This window comes from Thermus sp. LT1-2-5 (assembly GCF_040363165.1).
GTDB lineage: Bacteria > Deinococcota > Deinococci > Deinococcales > Thermaceae > Thermus.
Genome location: NZ_BSRG01000012.1, coordinates 22,444 through 40,908, shown reverse-complemented (window position 1 = coordinate 40,908; position 18,465 = coordinate 22,444). Strand labels below are relative to the sequence as shown.

Here is an 18,465-nt window from a genome sequence, read left to right as displayed (position 1 = left end):
CCGAGGGGCGTGTCTGCGAGGTTGGTTTACCCCCCTACCTTCATCCACCACCCCCAACCACACCTGGCCTCATAGGAGGGTGTGGGCGACTAAAACCCAGTTCCCTTGCACCAGCAAACCCACCGCAACTGGGCCCGGCATGAGCGAAGGAGAGCGTGGGCTGGGTGGCCTTGCACTTCGAGTAAGGGTTTAGGAGCGTGGGGGCTTTAACGCCCCAGACTGGAACTCGCGGAAAAAGAGACCCCCACAAGCTCCGAATGGGCCCAAATTTTGGAAAAGTCCCTAGGCATCTTGAAAGGCAAGGTAAGGGGCTTCGGCAACGAAGGGTTGACCTTGCGAAAGGTGGGGGACGTGCGGAATCGGGGAGTTAGCTAGGGGCGCCACTTTCCCAGTTGCACCGCAGGCACAAACTCTTCGAGAGCTCTTTCGGGCAGTCTAACCGTAGTCCCCGTTTCAGCGGACAAATAGGCAGCCATTAAAAGCTCGGTTACAGCTATCCCCTCCTCTAAGGTAGTTAATGGCCTCCTACCACTTAAGAAACATTCGACCATGTGCTGATCCTCATTCACATACCCGTAGGTGAAGGCTTCTTCGGCCAAGAACGGCATGAGCCCCTGTTCTGCATTTTGCTTTTCCACCAAGTCTTCCCCTGCTTCGCCTTGCACACGTCGGCTATAGAAGACCTTGGCTTCGCCCTCGAGCGTGTTGACCCATAAAGCGTATTCCGGACCCAAAAGCTCAAAGGTAAGCCGCAAACCAGGCCCCACAAAGCTCCAGGATGTGCTCGCCTCCACCAAGACCTTCTCTCCAGCGGGGGTTCGGAAAACCACCCGGGCCGCCGCATAGTCCTCAGCAGGGGCCTGGCGATAGTCCACTTGCCCCCCTGTAATCCGGAAAAGCTCCTCTGCGTAGGAGGGGCGAACCCACTTTAGACCAGCAACCTGTGCCGAAACTGCCTCAGGGCGCAGCCGGGCCATGGAGTCCCCGGGTGGGGTAAGGAGGAACCATCCCGCCGCCACACTGTGGCACATCATGTCCGAAAGCACACCACCTCCCTGGAGATCCCCTCGCCAGAACCACGGACGATGAGGCCCACTGTGCTCCTCAGCGGCTCGAGCCAGGTAAGGAGGGCCAGCCAGGGCTGCGCCTCGCTTCCAGATCAATTCCTTACCCCGGGTCAGGGAAGGGGCATAGATCTGGTTCTCCAAGTACCCGTGAGGGACGCCAGCTTCCTCCAAGGCCTGGAGGATCGCCCGCGCTTCCTTGAGGTTACGGGCCATGGGTTTCTCCCAGGCCACCCCGCGCAGGGAAGCACGCCCAGTCCGGACTTCATCCGCAATGGCTTCGGCCACCTCCAACCTCAGATGGTTAGGGATCCCAACCCACACAGCTTCTACCTGGGGATCCCGCAAAAAGGCCCGAAGGTCCGTGTAGACACGAGGCTCTCCAAGCCCCCAAGCACGGGCCTGCTCCGCCAAACGAGTAGCCCCCGCCTCTGTACGGCTACAGACTGCGGTGACTTCAGCCCCGCGCACATAGCGGAAAGCCTTGAGATGAAACTCATTGATGAAGCCGCTACCCAAAAGCCCGACCCCGAGAACCTCTGCCTCCTTGCGCATACCATTCACCCCCTCACTACCGAAACCCCTTCTCCCTCCCGTACACGGCCAAGAAGCCCAAAAGGATGAGTCCAAAGGCAACCTGACGGCCAAACTCCTCAATGCGGAGGGTCAGAAGAACACTTTGCAGGAGCGTGATCAGGAGAGCCCCTGCCATGGTCCCCCAGTACGAACCCACACCCCCCGTGAGAAGGGTTCCTCCAGCCACCACGGCTACCACCGTGGGGAGGGTATAGGCCTGACCTAGAGTAAGGTGCATAAGCTGTACATGCCCCAAAAGGACGACTCCACCCAGAGCGCTGAAGAACCCGCTCAGGGCATAAGTTAAAACCAGGTACCGCTCTAACCGAACGCCAGATAAGAAAGCGGCCCGCCTATTGCTTCCCAGGGCGTACAGGGCCTTGCCGTAATAGGTTCTGTGAAGCAAAAGCGCTACGCCCAAGGCCAGAACTGCCCATATGAAGAGAATTCCAGGGAGTCCAAACGCCCAAGTCCCTGAAACGGCCTCCACCAAAAGGGGCGGTACCGCTCCCCGTTCCCGACCACCAAGCCAAACAATAAGACCCTGCACCAATGTGCCTACTCCCAGGGTGGCCACCAACGGGGGAAGTCGGCTATAGACCACTAACCCTCCGTTGAGGCACCCAAGGATGAAGCCCACCGCCAAGGACAGGGCGAGGGCGAGGAGAAATCGGTCGTCCTGACCCCGCGTCAAGTTATACACCAACACAGCGCCGAAGGTTGCCACGGCTCCGACCGAGAGATCCACTCCCTCGTTACCAGAAAGGATCACTAAGGTTTGGCCGATGGCCAAAATCCCTAGAACAGCCGCAATCTTCATCAGGTTAGCCACCTGGGAAAGGGTGAGAAAGCCAGGCTGAGCCAACCCCTGGATCACCAAAAGAAGGGCGCAAAGAAACAGGATCATGCCGATGGCGCCTACTCGTGGCCCCGGAAACCGCTTCACGCCCCCCTCCGCAACACGTAACCTGACGTGGCAAGCGCCAACAGTACCACAAGGCCTTCCGCTAAGACCTGGAGGTCAGAAGGAACCCCTAGAAAGAACACCAGGTTTCGGAACAAGACGAGGAGCAAAGCGCCCAGGATCGATCCCTCCAAGCCACCCGTACCCCCGGAAAGCCGGGTCCCTCCCAAGACCACGGCCGTGATGCTCCCCAGCAACATCGGTTGCCCCACAAGCGGATCCCCTGTGCCCGTTTCCACCAACAAAAAAAGGGCCCCAAAGGCAGCGAGGAGGCCAGCTCCCATATAGCTGAGCACACGCACCCTGGCCACAGGAACCCCGTTGGCGTAAGCTGCACCCGCTTGGCCGCCTGTGGCGTATAGGAGTACCCCCCAGGGCCTCCTCCGGAGATAAACCCAAACGCCAAGGAGCAACAGATAGGGAATTAGAGGAGCCCACGGAGGGTCTAAGAGCTCCCGTAGCCCCGGAGGGACGGTCCCTCCGGGACGAGGAAGAACCCAAAGGGCTAAACCTCCGAAGAGAAAGCCTGTGGCAAATGTAGCCACAAGGGGCTGAAGGCGAAGGTAGGCCACGGCAACCCCGTTGATGGCGCCGCCGATGAGCCCTGCGACCAGCCCTGCGAGCAACCCGACTCCGACAGCAACCCCATCGAAAAGCACCACCATTACCACTAAGGTGAACGTGAGAAGGCTCCCCAGGGAGAGGTCTATGCCCCCACTAAGGACCACCAGAGTTTGACCTGCTGCAAGGAAAACCATCGGCAAGGCGCTGGCAAGCAAGCGGGACAGATTAAAGGGGTCTAGAAGTCCGGGGGCCAACCCTCCGCTGAGAAACAGGACCAACACGGTGAGCAAAAGGGCGGGTGCATAATAGGGCAAGGCGCGCTTAACCACGGTTTTCCCTCCCCACACCTAGACTCGCTGCCAGCAGAGCCTCCCGGGTAAGGGTGACTCCTTCCAAAACCGCAACCACCCGCCCTCGCAGCAACACCAGGACCCGGTGTGCGTGCCGCAAAATCTCCTCCTCATCGCTGCTATAGAGGAGGATGCCTAACCCTTGCCCAGCAAGTTCTTGTACCCGGGCATAAAAAGCTGCCCGAGTAGGGGGATCTACTCCCACAGTCGGATCGTCCAGGAGTAGAACAAGGGGATGAGCTAGGAGGGCCCGCCCTAGAAAGACCTTCTGCTGGTTCCCCCCTGAAAGGCCACTCAGGGGTGCATCCAGACCTGCATAAACGAGCCCAAGCCCGTCAGCCATGCGGAAGGCCTCCTGACGGGCTCTATGCAGGTCTAACCAGGCTCCCCCGCCACGGGCAAAGCGGGGCCAGGCAGCAATGAGCAGGTTTTCCGCTACCGATCGTGGGAGAAAAGCCATCTCCTGACGATCCCCACTCACCAAGGCGAGGCCCATACGCAGCGCCTCAGCAGGGCGCAAGGGCGGTAAAGGGCGTCCCCCAAGCCAGATACGCCCTTGAGCAGGGAGGGCCCCCGCAAGCGCCATAAGAAGCTCACGTTGTCCCTGCCCCTGGAGGCCACCCAATCCCACGACCTCCCCCTGGCGAACCACCAGGCTAACGTCGTGTACCCCCTTGGTACGAAGCCCTTCCACCCGTAAAAGCTCCTCACCTGTTGAGACGGGCAAAGTGCTCCGGACTCCGGCACCGAACCCCTCCACCATGCGGGCCAGAAGTTCCTCAAAGGGGGTTTTGGAGTTCGCCTCGTATACCACCCGCCCTCCCCGCAAGACGAGAATTCGGTGGCAAAGAGATCGCACCTCGCTTAGGCGATGGCTTACGAAAATACACCCCGTGCCCCGCGCTGCAAAAGCCCGTATCTGGGTAAAAAGCGCCTGCACTTGTTCGTGGTCTAGGGCAGCGGTGGGCTCGTCCAACAGGAGGAGGCGGGGCTCCCACAGCAAAGCTTTGGCCACTTCGGCGATCTGGCGCTCGGAAGCTGACAGTTGTCCCGCTTGAACTTCTAAGGGAACCGCAAGCGTTAAGCGATCCAGAAGTTCCCGGACACGAGCCTTGGCGGGCAGGGGCTTACCCAAAGAACGATGGGGAAGAGTTAGGTTCTCCCACAACGAGAGGGTGGGAATCAGGCTGGTCTCCTGGTGGGCCACAGCGATGCCCGCCCTCCACGCTGCTAGCGGGTTCGACGGCAAGAACGCCTTACCTTGCCATCGTACCTGCCCTCCATCGGGACGGACCAGACCAGCCACCACCCGGATCAGGGTGCTCTTCCCACTCCCGTTGGCGCCCACCAGACCAAGGATCTCCCCTGCCTCCAAGGAAAGCTCGGCCCCATCCAAGGCAACCGTGGGGCCGAACCGCTTGACAAGACTGCGGACCTCTAGGAGGAGCCCCATCCTACTCAAAGTAGGAATCCGCCTGCTGATCAGAGATAATCCCGTCCAGAACGTAGGTATCGGGCCGCCCTTGTATTTGCCGCAACGCTTGTTCTAATGTGGTATCGGAAACTTGGCAGGGGATAGGGACGTAAATGGTATTGTTGAAAGGTCCCCGGAGAACCCCATCTTTTAGCTTCCTGCCCTGGAGGAATCGGACCAGAACCTTGAGGCCACTGGCCCCTACCCCCGGAGGATTGCAAACACCGAAGGACTTAAAGTCAGCATAGCGCCGCTTAGCTTCGGCCCAAAGCCGCAGATACCCGGCCCGGGCCTCCCCCGCCATAATGGGAAGCCTAGGTAAGTTCGCCGCCAGGAGGGCCCGCAAGGCTCCCTCGGCCATGCCGTCCTGAGACCAAACGCCATCGATGTTGGGGTAGGAAGCGATCAGCCGGGACATAACCTCCTGGCCTTTAGCCTGGTCCCAGTCGGCGTTGGAAACATTGAGTACCCGCAGATTGGGGTACTGGGACAACACTTCCTTCACACCCTCGTAGCGCGCCTCGTTGGCCGGATGCCCGGCGATACCATTGATGATGACAATGTTCCCCCTACCTCCGAGGGCTTCGGCTAGCCAGCGCATGCTGATCTTGGCCCACTCCTTCTGGTCTATGGTTACGTTCACGGCCTCGGGAGCCGACACCTCCTGGTCCACGGAGATCACTCGAATCCCCGCCCGAACCGCGTCGCGGATGGCCCCATTCAGACCAGACTGGGAATTGGGGTTAATGATGATCCCCTGAACCCGCCGGAGCACCAGGTTGCGGATCTGGTTAATTTGGCCCGCCACGTCCACGTTAGCACTTTGAATAACCAGATCCCGGGTAAGCCCCTGCTTCTTATACTCGTCGTTAACCGTGCGCATGTTGTCCAGCATTTGAACACGCCACTCGCTCCCGATAAAGCCGTTGGAAACCCCTATGGTGTAGGGAGGCCTGGCACCGCTTTGCTGAGCCCACACGCCCAGGGCTGCTAGTGCACAAACCAAAGCCCAAAGCCCCATCGTGGTTCTTTTCATGCGACACCTCCAGCCACCTCGTCGGCTTCCGTGAGCGCACGTTGGAATGCACAGTCAAGCTATACCCGACAAAGATTTCCAGTCAAGAAAAAACTTTGTCTTCGTAAAGACAAACTTTGTTTTCTTATTCATTTGGTTTGTATAATAGAAGCATGGACTCACGACGTGGTATATGGGAGAACCTCTCCCCGGCAGAAGCCCGAGTCATGGACCTACTTCTCTGGAAAGGCCACCTTACCCGCCGGGAGATCGCCATCCAGACGGGTTTCTCTAGAAGTAAAGCCTATGAGGTCGTGGAGTCGCTCAAAGAGCGGGGCCTCGTTGAAGAAGCCGAAGTTCAAGCCTCCATAGGGGGGCGCCCGCCTATGGCATTGCGGCTCCGGGACGAACTCGGCGTACTTGTGGGCGTAGACCTGGGTGCCACAAGTCTGGATGTGGCCCTCCTTACGCCCAACCTTCGGGTTTTGGCTCACCACGGGGAAGATTTGGATGTCCGCCTGGGACCGGGCCCGGTCATGGCCCGGGTGCGCGGGGTTGTCCTCCAACTGTTGCAACGCGTCGGTAGAAGTCCAGAAGAAGTGGTAGGTATTGGGATGGGGGTGCCAGGCCCGGTGGAGTTCAAAAGCGGCCTACTCATCAATCCTCCCATCATGCCAGGGTGGGAGGGCTTTTCCATAAAAGAGTACCTATGGGAAACCTTCCCGTGCCCAGTTTTTGTGGACAACGACGTGAACGTGATGGCACTCGGTGAGCTGTGGCACGACCGCAAGGCGCACGCTAACTTTGTGGTGATCAAGGTAGGCACAGGCATTGGTGCTGGCATCGTCTGCCGAGGGGAGATCTACCGGGGAGCGGATGGCGCAGCCGGGGACGTGGGCCACATCTGCGTAGATCCCCAGGGCCCCATCTGCCACTGCGGCAACATAGGGTGTGTGGAAGCCATGGCAGGAGGCCCGGCCATTGCCCGGATGGCCCTTCAGGCGGCAGAACGCGGAGAAAGTCCCCTCCTTGCCAAACTTTTCGAGGAACGAGGCTTTCTTACCCCAATGGAAGTGGGCCAAGCTAGCCGCGAGGGAGATCCTGTGGCTAACCGCATCATCCAGCAGGCAGGACAGCTTATCGGCCAAATGATAGCGGCCCTAGTTAACTTCTTTAACCCTTCGCAAATCCTGGTAGGAGGCGGAGTGACCAAAATCGGCCCCCTACTCCTGGCCTCTATCCGACAAAGCGTCTACCAACGCTCGTTACCTCTATCCACCCGCCATCTATACATTGGGTATACTCGCCTAGGAGAGCTATCCGGCCTTTTGGGGGCAGGAGCCCTAGCCTTGGCGGAAATCATCCGGGACGCAGCGGGACCTAATGGACCCTACGAGGGCTCCCCTTCCGCAAACCACTCGCTGAGCCGCCGGTAAAGCTCCCGGTACCGGACATATCCCCGTCGGTACCCATCGCCCCCTTGCGGAAGAAACCGCCGCTGCTCCAGCTGGCCAAGCCACCCCGATAGGGCTTCGGGCTTTTCCATCCCTAGGCCCACCGCCGCTACCATGGCATCCCCAAACGCCGCTTCCCCTCCTTCTGGCATGGCCCGCACCGGGCGCCCCGACACATCGGCTAGGATCCGCATCCAAAGCTGGCTCCGCGCACCGCCCCCACGGCCCGCATCTCCCCCTCCACCGGGTATCCCGCTTGCACTGCGGTGTCCACGTTGTGGCGCAGGGCGTAGGCCAGCCCCTCCAACACCGCCCGGTAAAGATGGCCCCGGGTGTGGGTCAGGGAAAGCCCAGCCCACACGCCCCGCGCCTTGGGATCCCAAACCGGACTCCTCTCCCCCATGAGATAGGGCAGGAAAACCAAGCCCTCGCTACCCGGGGGGACACCCTCGGCCTCCTGCTCTAACGGTCCTAAGGAGAGTCCCTCCCCCACCAGGCCACGGAACCAAGCCACAGCCGCCCCCGAGGTAGCGGCCCCACCGAACCTCCATCTGGGCGTCACCTTGGCCCAGGCGAAGGCGGAAGGGAAAGAAGGGAAGGCCCTCCTAACCCTTCTGGAACGCCTTGGGGCCGAGGGCTTAGAGGGGAAGCTCTTGGTAGGGGACGCAGGGTACCTGTACCCGGAGGTGGCCGAGGCCATCCGGGAAAAGGGGGGGACTACCTCTTCGTCCTGAAGGGGAACCGGGGGGGCTGTTGAGGTGGGCGATGGAGGGGTTCAAGGGGATGGAGGCGAAGCGGCTTGGGGAGCTCCTCCTTTCCCGGTGGGCGATAGAGAAGCGGTCCTTTTGGGTGCGGGACGTTCTTTTCCGCGAGGACGCCTGCCGGGCGGGGGGGTGGGGGCGTGGGTCTTGGCAGCTCTAGAAACCTTCTCTTCCATCCCCTCTGCGTCCTCAGGTTCCTGGGGCTGCATGTGGAATAACGGTCAAGTCTAAGGCTTGCCCTCTTTGGAATACGAGAAGTAAGCGGCAATAGTGGTTATCCCCTGGACTTACGCGGCCTCCACCTGTAGCGATAACAAGGGGCTTAGGTCAAGGCATAGCGTCCCGCCATCCGTCTCCGTCGGCATTGGTAGAAGCTCAACTTCAGCCGCTCCCGCTGACCCTCCATGAGCCCATAGGCCACCAACCCCAAGGCCAGATGCGCCAGCAACTTCGCCCTCCGCCAGTGCCGATGCCCAACCCACCCCAACTCCTGCTGTAAACCCCGGAATATCTCCTCAATCCCCTGCCGCAACCGATAAACCTCCCCATCCTCTCGCCCCACCACCCCTCCCAATCCGTCCCGTAAAACTTCCCCCCCGCTTGAGCACCCCCACGGCAAAGCCAAAGCCCCGCAACCTCCCCGTCTTCACCCAACGGGTTCCCCCATGCCCGCGCAACTGGACACCCTCCAGCACACGGTTAGACCTGAGCCTCGTGACGAAAGGCCAGCCGTGGCCATGGAGCCACATCAGGACCCGCTTCGCCCCGTACCAAGCGTCAAACAACACCCCCTCCGGCTGAAACCCCTGTGCCTTGGCCCACGCCAACAGGGCCAAAGCCAGGTCCAGCTTGCTCTCCTCCTCCCCGAAGTAGGGCAGGAAGGCCAAGGGAACACGCCGCTTTCCATCCGTCCAGGCCAGCACCACCAGGGAGAGCCCGTACACCCAGGCCCCCGTGGCGGTGTCCCGGGTCTTCTTCAGGCCCAGCTTTCCCGAGCGGTAACGCTGGAGGAGCACGTCATCCAGGAGGAGGTAGCCCCGGTGGAGGCCCCCGAGGGTCTTGCAGAGTTCCAGGGCCAGGTCAAGGAAGGAGGCCAGGGGTTGCTGGAGGGCGCGGTAGACGGTGTCGTGGGCGAAGTCCTGGTTTTCCGCCATGGCCAGGGCTGAGGTGTTGATGGGGCTTTGGGCTAAAGCTTCTAGAGCGCGCGGGAGGGGCTGGGGTATCCTCTTCATCGGGCCTCCCTCGTTACCGGAGGCCCATTTTATCGCTACAAATTAGCACCGCGTAAGTCCAGACAAAGTAAGATGCCCTGCGATCCAAAGAGCGCACCTGCCACTATAACCAATAGCTCTGCAAAACGCCTTTCCAAACTTCCGGCCTTACCCGTCCCTCCTTCCGCATCATTCCGCCTCAACACCAATGCCTGACGGAGTTTGGGCTCCCAACATCAGGGAAGTATCAGCCACCCACACTTCCGCACCCTTTCCCTGAAGGAGCTTAAGTACCTCGGGATCCGCCGCGGAATCGGTGATGAGCACCGCCTCTGACAGGGAGGCAAACCGCGCCAGGGTGGGCCGATTGAGCTTGCTGGCATCGGCGAGGACAAAGGCTTTGCCAGCGGCCTCCAACATGGCCCGCTTCGTTTCCGCCTCCAGGGGGTTAGGGGTGGAGTACCCCCTCAGGTCCACCCCTGTGGCCCCCAAAAAGGCCTTGTCCACGCGGTACCAGGAAAGGGTGCGTACCGTGGCAGGGCCGATGAGGGCCAGGCTGTGGTGGCGCATCTGCCCTCCCAGTACGAGGACCTCGAATCCAGTCCCCTGAAGCTCGAGGGCCACGGGCAAGGAGTTGGTGAGGACGTAAAGCTTGCGAAATCGCCCCTTCAGTAAGCCCGCCAGGGTGAGGACCGTGCTCCCGGCATCCAGGATGAGCGCATCCCCTTCCCGAATCTCCTCCAAGGCCCTCAGGGCGATAGCCCGCTTGGCCTCAAGGCGGTGCCGCTTCTTTTCCTCAAAGGAGGGGTTGAAGAGGGCTTTACCCACGGGCACTGCTCCCCCGTAGGTCCGCTGCACCAGCCCGCGGGCCTCGAGGTCGGCCAGGTCGTTGCGGATGGTGACCTGGCTGACGCCGAAGAAACGGGCCAACTCCTCCACGCTTTTCTCCCCCTGGCTTTCCAGGAGGTCCAGGATGGCCCTTCTGCGCTCCGCTGGCTTCATTCTTCCTCCAGGGGAAGCCTGAGGGGCCTCCCCGCCCAGTCCCCTTTTACCCAAGCCCAGACCGGGTCGTCCACAGGGGGTGTTCTCCTGCCCTCCTCCCTGAGCTCCCCTGCCATGTAGTTCAGGTAGTAGACGTTGGCCCCAGGGGGCGCGGCCACGGGATGGTAGCCCCGCCGCACGAGGACAAGGTCCAGGTCACGGGCCAGGAAAAGCTCCTTCAGCCCAGCCTCGGGGTCATAGTTCACGTGGATGGCAAAGGCCTCCCTGGGCTCCACCCGATAAAGGTAGGTTTCCTCCATGTACGCAGAGCCCAAGAGGCCATCGTGACGATGGGGGGGCCAGCCGGAGAAGCGTCCCGAAGGGGTGTAGACCTCGTAGAGGAGAAGCCGCTCCGCGGGAAGTTCTGGCCCTAAGATGTGGTTCACCTGCCTCAGGGCGGAAGCGCCCCCCCTGAGCTCCCGCCGCATCTCCTCTGGCGGGATGAAGCGGGGGGAATAGCGGCCCTCCGCCGGGGCTCCACCCACGGCAAAGAGGAAATGCCCCCGGGGCAGGAGGCGGAAGGGCGCGCCGGGGGGCAAGTAGAGCACGTGGGGCAGGCTCCGAAAAACGCTCTCCCGGGAGAGGGTCTGGGCCAGATCCCCAGCCTCCACCCAGGCGGCCCCCTCGATGGGGACGAGGGCGAGTTCCAGCCCTTCCCCTACCCCCTCCAGCTCCCCCACCGCCTCGAGGAGACCGAAGTGGAGGTAGCGCCAGCCAGCCCCTAGGGGGTCCACCCAGCGCACCGTCTTAAAATCGCCCCATAACCGGATCATTCCACCTCCGCCACCTTCACGGGCCGCCCCTCCTTGAGGCTCCGCGTAGCCGCCAGGGCAAGGCGCAAGGTTTCCAAGGCGTCCTCGGGGCCCGGGCTCAAGGGTTTCCCCTCCAGGACGCCCCGGACAAAGGCCTGCAGCTCGTAGCGGTACGCCTCCCGGAAGCGGTCGGTGAAGTAATGGTAGTGGTCCACCCGCACCTCCTCCCCCGGGCCGTAACGGTACAGCGGCGTTTTGGGCGCCGCTTCCACCACCAGCTTACCCCGCTCCCCGAACACCTCTGTGCGGATGTCGTACCCGTAGACCGCCTGGCGGCTGTTCTCCACCACTCCCAAGGCCCCGCCCTGGAAGCGCAGGAGGATGGTCACCGTGTCCCAGTCCCCCACCTCGCCAATCCGGGGGTCCACCCGAACCGCTCCCCAGGCTAGCACCTCCTCCACCTCCCCCACCAGGAACCGGGCCAGGTCCAGGTCGTGGACGCTCATGTCCACCACGATGCCCCCGGAGGCTTGCAGGTAGGCCAGGGGTGGCGGGGCAGGATCCCGGCTCACAGCGCGAAACTGGTCCACCCGGCCCAGCTCCGCCGCCTCCAGGGATGCTTTTGCCCTGGCATACCCGGGGTCAAAGCGGCGTTGAAAACCGATTTGGAAAGGCACTCCCCGCGCCCTCACCTCAGCCAAGGCTTCCCGGGTGGAAGCCAGATCCAGAGCCACGGGCTTCTCGCAGAAGATGGCCTTGCCCCGCTGGGCCGCCTCCCGAATCAGGGGGGCGTGGGTGGGGGTGGGGGTCACAATGACCACCCCCTCCACCCCGGGGTCTTCCAGGGCCTCCAGGGGGTCTAGGTATACCCTGGAGGCCCGGGCCAAGAAGGCGCCCCGTTCTGCGTTTTCCCGCACCGGGTCTGCCACGGCCACCACGGCCGCCTCCGGAATGGAAGCCAAAAGCTCCGCATGCACCTGGCCCATCCGGCCCGCGCCTAAAAGGGCTATGCCCAGTCGCTTCATGCGTGTCCCTCCGCCCTGCTCCTACGGATGTACTCCGCCGCCACCGCCGTCAGCGCATCCTCCACTTCACGGTAAAACGCCCGGTGGTGGTCCCAGGAACGGCCCAGATGGGCCCGGAGGACCCGGTAAAGGGCTGTGCCCACGTTGACCTTGACCACCCCCAGGGCCACCGCCCCTTCCAGGTCTGCGGGGTGGATCCCGCTGCCCCCGTGAAGGGCCAAAGGTCCTCGAGCCGCTTCCTGGATACGGGCCAAAAGCCCAAGGTCCAAGCGGCTTTCCGCCCCGTGCCGCGAACCCACCGCCACCGCCACCACATCAGCCCCCACCTCAAAGAGGCGGGCCGCCTCCTCAGGACGGCTCCTCTCCTCCCCCGCGAACCCCTCCGCCGCCACCTCTAGCGCCGCCTCCATGGCGTGGACCAAAGGAGCGTGCGCCGCCACCCCCTCGAGGATCCCGGCGAGGTCCTGCCCCCCCGCATCCCACATGGCCGAACCGTACCCGGCCCTCAGCGCCCGAAGGATCTCCGGGAAACCCTCCCCGTGGTCCAGGTGGAGGAGGACGGGAACCCGCGCCTCCTCGGCCAGGGCGCGCACCATCCCCACGAAAACCCCCGGGCCCACCCGGCGCGCCTCCTCCCGGTAGGTTTGCAAAACTACCGGGGCCCTCAACGCCTCCGCCGCCCGCACGCAGGCTCGGGCCATCTCCAGGCTGGCGATGTTGAAGGCGGGGAGGGCGTACCCCTTACGGTAAGCGTCCCGGTAGAGCTCGCGACCGTCCTTAACCCACATGGACCCCCCGTTCCCGCAAAAAGGCCAGGACCTCCTCCCGGGTGGGGCTGAACTCCCCGCACCCTAGCCGGGTCACCACCACCGCCCCGCAAGCGTTGGCTACCTGCAAGGCCTCCTCCCAGGAATGGCCCCCAAGCCGAGCCCAGAGGAGGCCCGCCGCGAAGGCATCCCCAGCCCCCAGGGGGGTGAGGACCCGCACCGGGAAACCCGGGACCTCCAGGTACGTGCCGCCAGCGAGCCAGACCCCGGACCCCTGCGCCCCCCGCTTCACCACCAGAGCCTCCAGCCCCATCCCCAAGGCCTCGGCCACAGCCCCCTCCAGATCGCCCTCCACCTCCGGCTCGCTGGCTTGGTGCGCCACCAACCGCACCCGCTTCGGCCGCAAGGCCGCCACCTCCTTCTCGTTCCCGATGGCCACACGCACCCGGGGGAGAAGGCTCCGGAGAACCGGCCCGTAGGCCCGAGGATCGTGCCATTGGTCCGGGCGGAGGTCCAAGTCCAGGTACACGGGCACCCCCGCCGCCTGGGCCCTTTCCGCCAAGGCGTAGGCGCTGCTGCGGGAGGGCTCCCGGGCCAGGGCTGTCCCCGAGAGGAAAAGCGCCCGCGCCTCTTCCACGGGCACCTGAGCTACGTCATCCAGGGAGATCTCCCAGTCCGCCGCCCCCTCCCGGTAAAAGGTGAGGGGATAAGTGTTCCCCTCGCGGAAGAGGACCACTGCGGGGGTGCGCCGCCCAGGCTTGGAAAAGATGTACCGGGTGTCCACCCCTTCCCGCGCCAACCGTCCCAGGACGAACTCCCCCACCGGGTCCTCGCCCACTGCGCTAACCAGGGCCACCCTCATGCCCAAGCGCGCCGCACCCACCGCCACGTTGAGGGGGTTGCCCCCGATGAAGGCGCCGAAGGCTTGCGTGGACACCTTAGAGCCCTCCTCCAGGGCGTAGAGGTCAAGGGAAAGCCGGCCAAAGGTGATCAGGTCAAGGGCCGCCATGTTGCTGTAGCAGCTTTTCCACGTACGCGCGGTTCCTCCGGGCCACCGCCGTAGGGTCCTCAGGGGTGGTATCCTGCTCCACCACCACGGGCCCCGCGTAACCCAAGCCCCGGAGCAGGGCCACCACTTCCGAGACTCGGGCCACCCCCTCCCCCAGGGGGCAGAAGATGTAGCGCCGCAGGGCTTCCCGGAACCCCTTACCCCGCGTTTCCCGGAGCACCGCCGGGTCCACGTCCTTCAAGTGAACATAGCCCACTCGGTTCCCGTGGCGACGGAGGAGCTCCACGGGGTCGGTCCCCCCATAAACCAGGTGGCCCGTGTCCAGGCACAACCCCACCCACTCGGGCGCCGTGTTTTCCAGAAGGCCGTACACCTCCCCCTCCGTTTCCACGTAGGTGCCGGCATGGGGGTGAAAGACCAAGGCTAAGCCCAAATCCCCAAGGCGCCGCCCCAGCTCCTCGAGGCCGCGGGCCAAGTGGCGCAGGGCCTCCGGAGGGATCTCCTGGCCCCGGGGCACCGCCCCCGCCAGCCGCCGCCTCCCTTCATCCCCCGGATCCGCCGCCACCAGGTAGGAGGCGCCCACACCCTGGAGAAAGCGGGCCAGACGGAGAGCCTTCTCCCAAGCCTCCTCCCAGCGGTAGGGGTCCTTGAGCTCCAGGGCCACAAAGGCCCCCACCACTTCTAGGTCCCGGGCCTCGAGGTCCCGTCGTAGCGTGTCCGGATCCTCCGCGAGGCTCCGCGACCATTCCGTGGCCCGGTAGCCCGCAACCCTGATCTCGTCCAAGATCTGGGGATAGGGGACCCAGGGCCGGTACTCGGGCACATCCTCGTTGTTCCAGTTGATGGGGGAAGTGGCCAAGCGCATCCCCACCTCCTAAACGAGGAGCCTCCGCCGCTTGCGTCCCTCCTCGTACCGCCTGCGCGCCTCCTCTACCTCAGGCAAGGAGGAAACCTCCGCCACGGGCACATCCCAGAAGCCGTACGAGGGAAGGCGCTTCTCGGGGTCCACGTGGACCACCACCACCCGTACCCCCTCACGGGCGCGGGCTTCCTCCAGGGCCCTGGACAGCTCCTCGCGGCTCGATGCTTCGAAGACCTCCGCTCCTAAAGCGCGAGCGTGGGCGGCGAAATCCACAATGAAGGGTTTTCCCTGCCGATCCTTTAACTCGTTGCCGAACTCCGGAGAACCCAGGCTCCGCTGGAGCCCGTGAATGGACTGGAACCCTCGGTTCTCCACCAGGATGATCAGGAAGGACAGCCCGTAGGCCCTGGCGGTGACGATCTCCGAGTTCATCATGAGGTAACTCCCGTCCCCGATGAAAACCACCACTTCCCGCTTGGGATCGGCCAGGCGGACCCCAAGGCCAGCGGGGATCTCGTACCCCATGGTGGAGTAGCCGTACTCCACGTGGTAGCCCTTGGCCTCCCTGGCCCGCCAGAGCTTGAGCAGGTCCCCCGGCATGCTCCCCGCCGCGTTGATGGCCACCGCATCGGGAAAGGCGTCGTTAACCAGGGCGATGACCTCCGCCTGGGAAAGCGGCCCGTCCCCTGAGCGGAAGCGGTCCAACTCCGCCATCCAGGTTTGCCTCAAGCTCGCCACCTCTTCCCTGTAGGCGGGAGAGGTGAGGTGGTCGCCCAAGGCCAAATCCAAAGCTTCCAAAGCCAGTTTGGCATCGGCCACCAGAGCAAAGGCGCCCATCTTGTGGGCATCCCAGGAGGCCACGTTGACGCCGACGAAGCGCACCGCCGGGTTCTGGAAAAGCGTCTTAGAAGCGGTGGGAAAGTCCGTCAATCGGGTGCCCACGGCAAGGATCAGGTCCGCCCGCTCCGCCAAGGCGTTGGCGGCCAGGCCGCCGCTCACCCCTACGGGTCCCACGTTCCACGGGTGGTCCCAGGGCAAACTCCCCTTTCCCGCCTGGGTTTCGGCCACGGGAATCCCGTGGCGCTCTGCTAGGCGGGCCAGGGTCCCGGAAGCGCCGCTATACCGCACCCCGCCCCCGGCGATGATCAGAGGACGCTCCGCCCGCCTTAGGATCCCCGCCGCCTGCACCACCGCTTCGGGTTCGGCGGGCGGCCGTCTGACCCGCCAGACCCTCCTCTGGAAAAACTCCTCGGGCCAATCGTAAGCTTCTGTTTGTACATCCTCGGGTAGGGCCAACACCACCGCCCCTGTGTCCACCGGATCGGTAAGTACCCGCATGGCTTGGGGCAAGACGGCGAGAAGCTGTTCAGGGCGGGTAACGCGAGCGAAAAAGCGAGCCACGGGCTTGAAAACATCATTCACGCTCGCGTCGAAGTCCAGCGGGTGCTCTAGCTGTTGCAGAACAGGATCGGGAAAGCGATTGGCAAAGTAATCCGCCGGCAAAAGCAATACGGGAAGCCGATTTATGGTGGCCGCCGCCGCGCCCGTGACCATATTGGTGGCTCCAGGGCCAATAGAGGACGTGCAAGCGAAGGTGGAAAGGCGATCCATGTGCTTGGCGTACGCCACCGCCGCATGGACCATGGCCTGTTCGTTTTGGAACCGGTAGAAGGGCAGGCCGAGCTCCTCCCCACGCAGGAGGGCCTCCCCTAAGCCGGGAAGGTTCCCGTGGCCGAAAATCCCGAAGACCCCCCGGATCAGACGGACTCGGACGCCGTCCCGCTCGGCAAACTGCACCGACAGGTAGCGGACCAAAGCCTGGGCCACCGTTAACCTCATCCCTCCACCTCCTGAAGGAATTCCTGACCGCCCGCCATCAACTGCAAAAGCTCCTCCCGCCCAAGCGCCCCCCTGGTAAAGGTGCCCAAACTTTCCCCTTGGAAGAGGACGGTAAAGCGGTCGCCCACCGCCAGAGCATGCAGGGGATTGTGGGTGATGAAGACAACGCCCACCCCCCGCTCCTTAAGACGACGGATAATCTTCAGCACCTGAGCTGCCTGCCGCACCCCTAAGGCGGAGGTCGGCTCGTCCAGGATGACCAGTTTGGCCCCGGAGTAAACGGCGCGGGCGATGGCCACCGCTTGCCGCTGCCCTCCGGACAGGGTGCCGACAGGCCGATGGAGATCCGGCAACTCGATGCCCAAAGCCTCCAGGCTTTCCCGAACCTCAACTTCCGCCCGGCGTAGGTCCAGTTGCCCCAGGCGGTCACGCACGGGTTCCCTCCCAAGGATGAAGTTGCGCAAGACGCTCATCAAGGGGAGCAAGGCGAGGTCTTGATACACGGTAGCGATGCCAAGGGCCATGGCTTCGCGAGGGGAGCTCAGGCGCACGGGGCGGCCCTCGTAGAGGTACTCGCCCCGTGTAGGAGGGTAGACGCCGGAGAGAATCTTGATCAGGGTGGACTTACCCGCCCCGTTGTCCCCCAAAAGGCAGTGCACTTCCCCAGGAAGGACGGTGAAGGACACCCTCTTCAGGGCGGCCACCTCCCCGAAGTACTTCTCCACCTCTCTCAGCTCCGCCAAGGGCGTCACCGCCTCACCTCCAGAGCCTTGCGCCGCAGGTACTGGTTGAGGAGGACCGAGAAGAGGATCATGGCCCCCAAAAAGGTCAGATACCAATCGGTGTTGACCCCAGTGAAAAAGATGCCCTGTTGCACCATCCCCAAAGTCAGGGCGCCCACGCTTGCCCCAAGAACGGAACCGTAGCCCCCCGTGAGGAGGCACCCCCCGATCACCGCAGCGGCGATGGCCTCCAGCTCCTTGGTTTGCCCGCGGAGGACGTCTGCCGAGCCGGTGTTAAGCACCTGAATGAGGGAAAGAAGGGTAGCCAGCACGGCGGTCAAAACGAAGAGGGCCACTTTGACCCGGGCCACCGGCACCCCGGCGTTGCGGGCCGCCACGGGATCCCCACCCGCAGCGAAGATCCAGTTGCCGAAGCGGGTGCGGAGGAGCACGTAGGAAAACAGCGCCGTGAGAAGAAACCACCACCATATGGACACGGGCAAACCCAAGACCTCGCCCATGAAAAGCCGCGCCAATGGGTCCCCCAGGGCGGGCTCGGAGAGCCCGGAGAAGCGGGTGACGTTGGTCACCTCCCGGGTGATGGCGATGGTGGCCCCCCGTAGGATGTAAAGGGTAGAGAGGGTAACGATGAAAGAGGGGAGTCCGGTCAAGAGGACCAAATAGGCGTTTGCGAGGCCCACCAAAACCGCTAGGATAAAGGCCAAAAGAATGGAGGCCCATACAGGGAAGTTAAACACCTGGACTCCGAGGGCAAAGACCATCCCGGCAGCCCCGATCATGGAGCCCACGCTCAAGTCGAATTCCCCCCCGATCATGAGGAGGGCCACGCCCGCCGCTAAGATCCCAAGCTGCGCCGCCACCTCCAGGTAGTTAACCGTGCCCTGGTAGGTGAGAAAGCCCTGGTCCCCCGCCACGAGAGCGAAGAAGGAAAACACGGCCACCAAGCTGATGAGCGCCCCCAACTCTGGAGCGAGAAGCAGGCTTCGGAGCGGCC

At 63.3% G+C, this 18,465-nt stretch carries 19 protein-coding genes and 1 pseudogene; 3 read left to right on the top strand and 17 right to left on the bottom strand.

The genetic code is table 11. From position 1 onward, the window contains the following. Positions 1-371 precede the first annotated feature (371 nt). Genes ABXG85_RS10130 through ABXG85_RS10110 form a run of 5 tightly spaced genes read right to left on the bottom strand, consistent with a single transcriptional unit; the run spans position 372 to position 6,028 of the window. The gene (locus ABXG85_RS10130) at positions 372-1,619 is read right to left on the bottom strand and encodes a Gfo/Idh/MocA family protein (protein ID WP_353513513.1); all 1,248 of its coding nucleotides are present in this window, start codon (positions 1,617-1,619) and stop codon (positions 372-374) included. A 16-nt stretch (positions 1,620-1,635) separates the two neighbouring features. Beyond that, the gene (locus ABXG85_RS10125; RefSeq protein WP_353513512.1) at positions 1,636-2,547 is read right to left on the bottom strand and encodes an ABC transporter permease; all 912 of its coding nucleotides are present in this window, start codon (positions 2,545-2,547) and stop codon (positions 1,636-1,638) included. Positions 2,548-2,582: 35 nt separating this feature from the next. Then, entirely contained in the window at positions 2,583-3,497 is a 915-nt protein-coding gene (locus tag ABXG85_RS10120) for an ABC transporter permease (protein ID WP_353513511.1), read from the bottom strand. Next, positions 3,490-4,971, bottom strand: coding sequence for a sugar ABC transporter ATP-binding protein (locus ABXG85_RS10115; RefSeq protein WP_353513510.1), 1,482 nt, complete (start codon positions 4,969-4,971; stop codon positions 3,490-3,492). The genes ABXG85_RS10120 and ABXG85_RS10115 overlap by 8 nt, the downstream gene beginning before the upstream one ends. A 1-nt stretch (position 4,972) precedes the next feature. After that, positions 4,973-6,028: a substrate-binding domain-containing protein gene (locus tag ABXG85_RS10110; protein ID WP_353513509.1), complete on the bottom strand. Its 1,056-nt coding sequence runs from the start codon at positions 6,026-6,028 to the stop codon at positions 4,973-4,975. 152 nt (positions 6,029-6,180) lie between these two features. Between ABXG85_RS10110 and ABXG85_RS10105 the strand changes: the two genes are divergently transcribed. Beyond that, positions 6,181-7,443, top strand: coding sequence for an ROK family transcriptional regulator (locus ABXG85_RS10105; protein WP_353513508.1), 1,263 nt, complete (start codon positions 6,181-6,183; stop codon positions 7,441-7,443). Here ABXG85_RS10105 and ABXG85_RS10100 read toward each other — a convergent pair. Both ABXG85_RS10100 and ABXG85_RS10095 read right to left on the bottom strand, forming a co-directional pair. Continuing rightward, the gene (locus ABXG85_RS10100) at positions 7,398-7,655 is read right to left on the bottom strand and encodes a hypothetical protein (RefSeq protein ID WP_353513507.1); all 258 of its coding nucleotides are present in this window, start codon (positions 7,653-7,655) and stop codon (positions 7,398-7,400) included. The genes ABXG85_RS10105 and ABXG85_RS10100 overlap by 46 nt on opposite strands. Further along, positions 7,643-7,975 (bottom strand): FGGY-family carbohydrate kinase, encoded by a 333-nt coding sequence (locus ABXG85_RS10095; RefSeq protein ID WP_353513506.1) that lies wholly within the window; start codon positions 7,973-7,975, stop codon positions 7,643-7,645. Before ABXG85_RS10095 ends, ABXG85_RS10100 begins: the two co-directional genes overlap by 13 nt. 49 nt (positions 7,976-8,024) lie before the next feature. On the opposite strand from ABXG85_RS10095, the gene ABXG85_RS10090 reads away from it, so the two are divergent. Both ABXG85_RS10090 and ABXG85_RS10085 read left to right on the top strand, forming a co-directional pair. Further along, entirely contained in the window at positions 8,025-8,195 is a 171-nt protein-coding gene (locus ABXG85_RS10090; protein WP_353513505.1) for a transposase, read from the top strand. 31 nt (positions 8,196-8,226) lie between these two features. Beyond that, on the top strand, positions 8,227-8,382 hold the full coding sequence (locus ABXG85_RS10085) for a hypothetical protein (RefSeq protein ID WP_353513504.1): 156 nt from the start codon (positions 8,227-8,229) through the stop codon (positions 8,380-8,382). A 127-nt stretch (positions 8,383-8,509) separates the two neighbouring features. Here the strand turns inward: ABXG85_RS10085 and ABXG85_RS10080 are convergent. From ABXG85_RS10080 to ABXG85_RS10035, 10 genes and pseudogenes are all read right to left on the bottom strand, one after another. Then, positions 8,510-9,454, bottom strand: a pseudogene (locus ABXG85_RS10080) (transposase). A 168-nt stretch (positions 9,455-9,622) separates the two neighbouring features. After that, positions 9,623-10,435 carry a DeoR/GlpR family DNA-binding transcription regulator gene (locus ABXG85_RS10075; RefSeq protein ID WP_353513503.1) on the bottom strand — a complete coding sequence of 271 codons (813 nt, stop codon included), beginning with the start codon at positions 10,433-10,435 and terminating at the stop codon, positions 9,623-9,625. Continuing rightward, on the bottom strand, positions 10,432-11,247 hold the full coding sequence (locus ABXG85_RS10070; protein WP_353513502.1) for a 5-deoxy-glucuronate isomerase: 816 nt from the start codon (positions 11,245-11,247) through the stop codon (positions 10,432-10,434). Before ABXG85_RS10070 ends, ABXG85_RS10075 begins: the two co-directional genes overlap by 4 nt. Next, on the bottom strand, positions 11,244-12,251 hold the full coding sequence (iolG, locus tag ABXG85_RS10065; protein ID WP_353513501.1) for an inositol 2-dehydrogenase: 1,008 nt from the start codon (positions 12,249-12,251) through the stop codon (positions 11,244-11,246). Before iolG ends, ABXG85_RS10070 begins: the two co-directional genes overlap by 4 nt. Then, positions 12,248-13,039: a class II fructose-bisphosphate aldolase gene (locus ABXG85_RS10060; RefSeq protein ID WP_353513500.1), complete on the bottom strand. Its 792-nt coding sequence runs from the start codon at positions 13,037-13,039 to the stop codon at positions 12,248-12,250. Before ABXG85_RS10060 ends, iolG begins: the two co-directional genes overlap by 4 nt. After that, on the bottom strand, positions 13,029-14,027 hold the full coding sequence (gene iolC / locus ABXG85_RS10055; RefSeq protein ID WP_353513499.1) for a 5-dehydro-2-deoxygluconokinase: 999 nt from the start codon (positions 14,025-14,027) through the stop codon (positions 13,029-13,031). The genes ABXG85_RS10060 and iolC overlap by 11 nt, the downstream gene beginning before the upstream one ends. Next, entirely contained in the window at positions 14,014-14,892 is an 879-nt protein-coding gene (locus tag ABXG85_RS10050) for a TIM barrel protein (protein ID WP_353513498.1), read from the bottom strand. The genes iolC and ABXG85_RS10050 overlap by 14 nt, the downstream gene beginning before the upstream one ends. A gap of 9 nt (positions 14,893-14,901) precedes the next feature. After that, a complete protein-coding gene (iolD, locus tag ABXG85_RS10045) occupies positions 14,902-16,728 on the bottom strand; it encodes a 3D-(3,5/4)-trihydroxycyclohexane-1,2-dione acylhydrolase (decyclizing) (protein ID WP_353513497.1) in 1,827 nt (608 codons plus the stop codon). After that, a complete protein-coding gene (locus ABXG85_RS10040; RefSeq protein ID WP_353513496.1) occupies positions 16,725-17,480 on the bottom strand; it encodes an ATP-binding cassette domain-containing protein in 756 nt (251 codons plus the stop codon). Before ABXG85_RS10040 ends, iolD begins: the two co-directional genes overlap by 4 nt. Next, positions 17,477-18,412: an ABC transporter permease gene (locus ABXG85_RS10035; RefSeq protein WP_353513495.1), complete on the bottom strand. Its 936-nt coding sequence runs from the start codon at positions 18,410-18,412 to the stop codon at positions 17,477-17,479. The genes ABXG85_RS10040 and ABXG85_RS10035 overlap by 4 nt, the downstream gene beginning before the upstream one ends. Between the last annotated feature and the right edge of the window lie 53 nt (positions 18,413-18,465).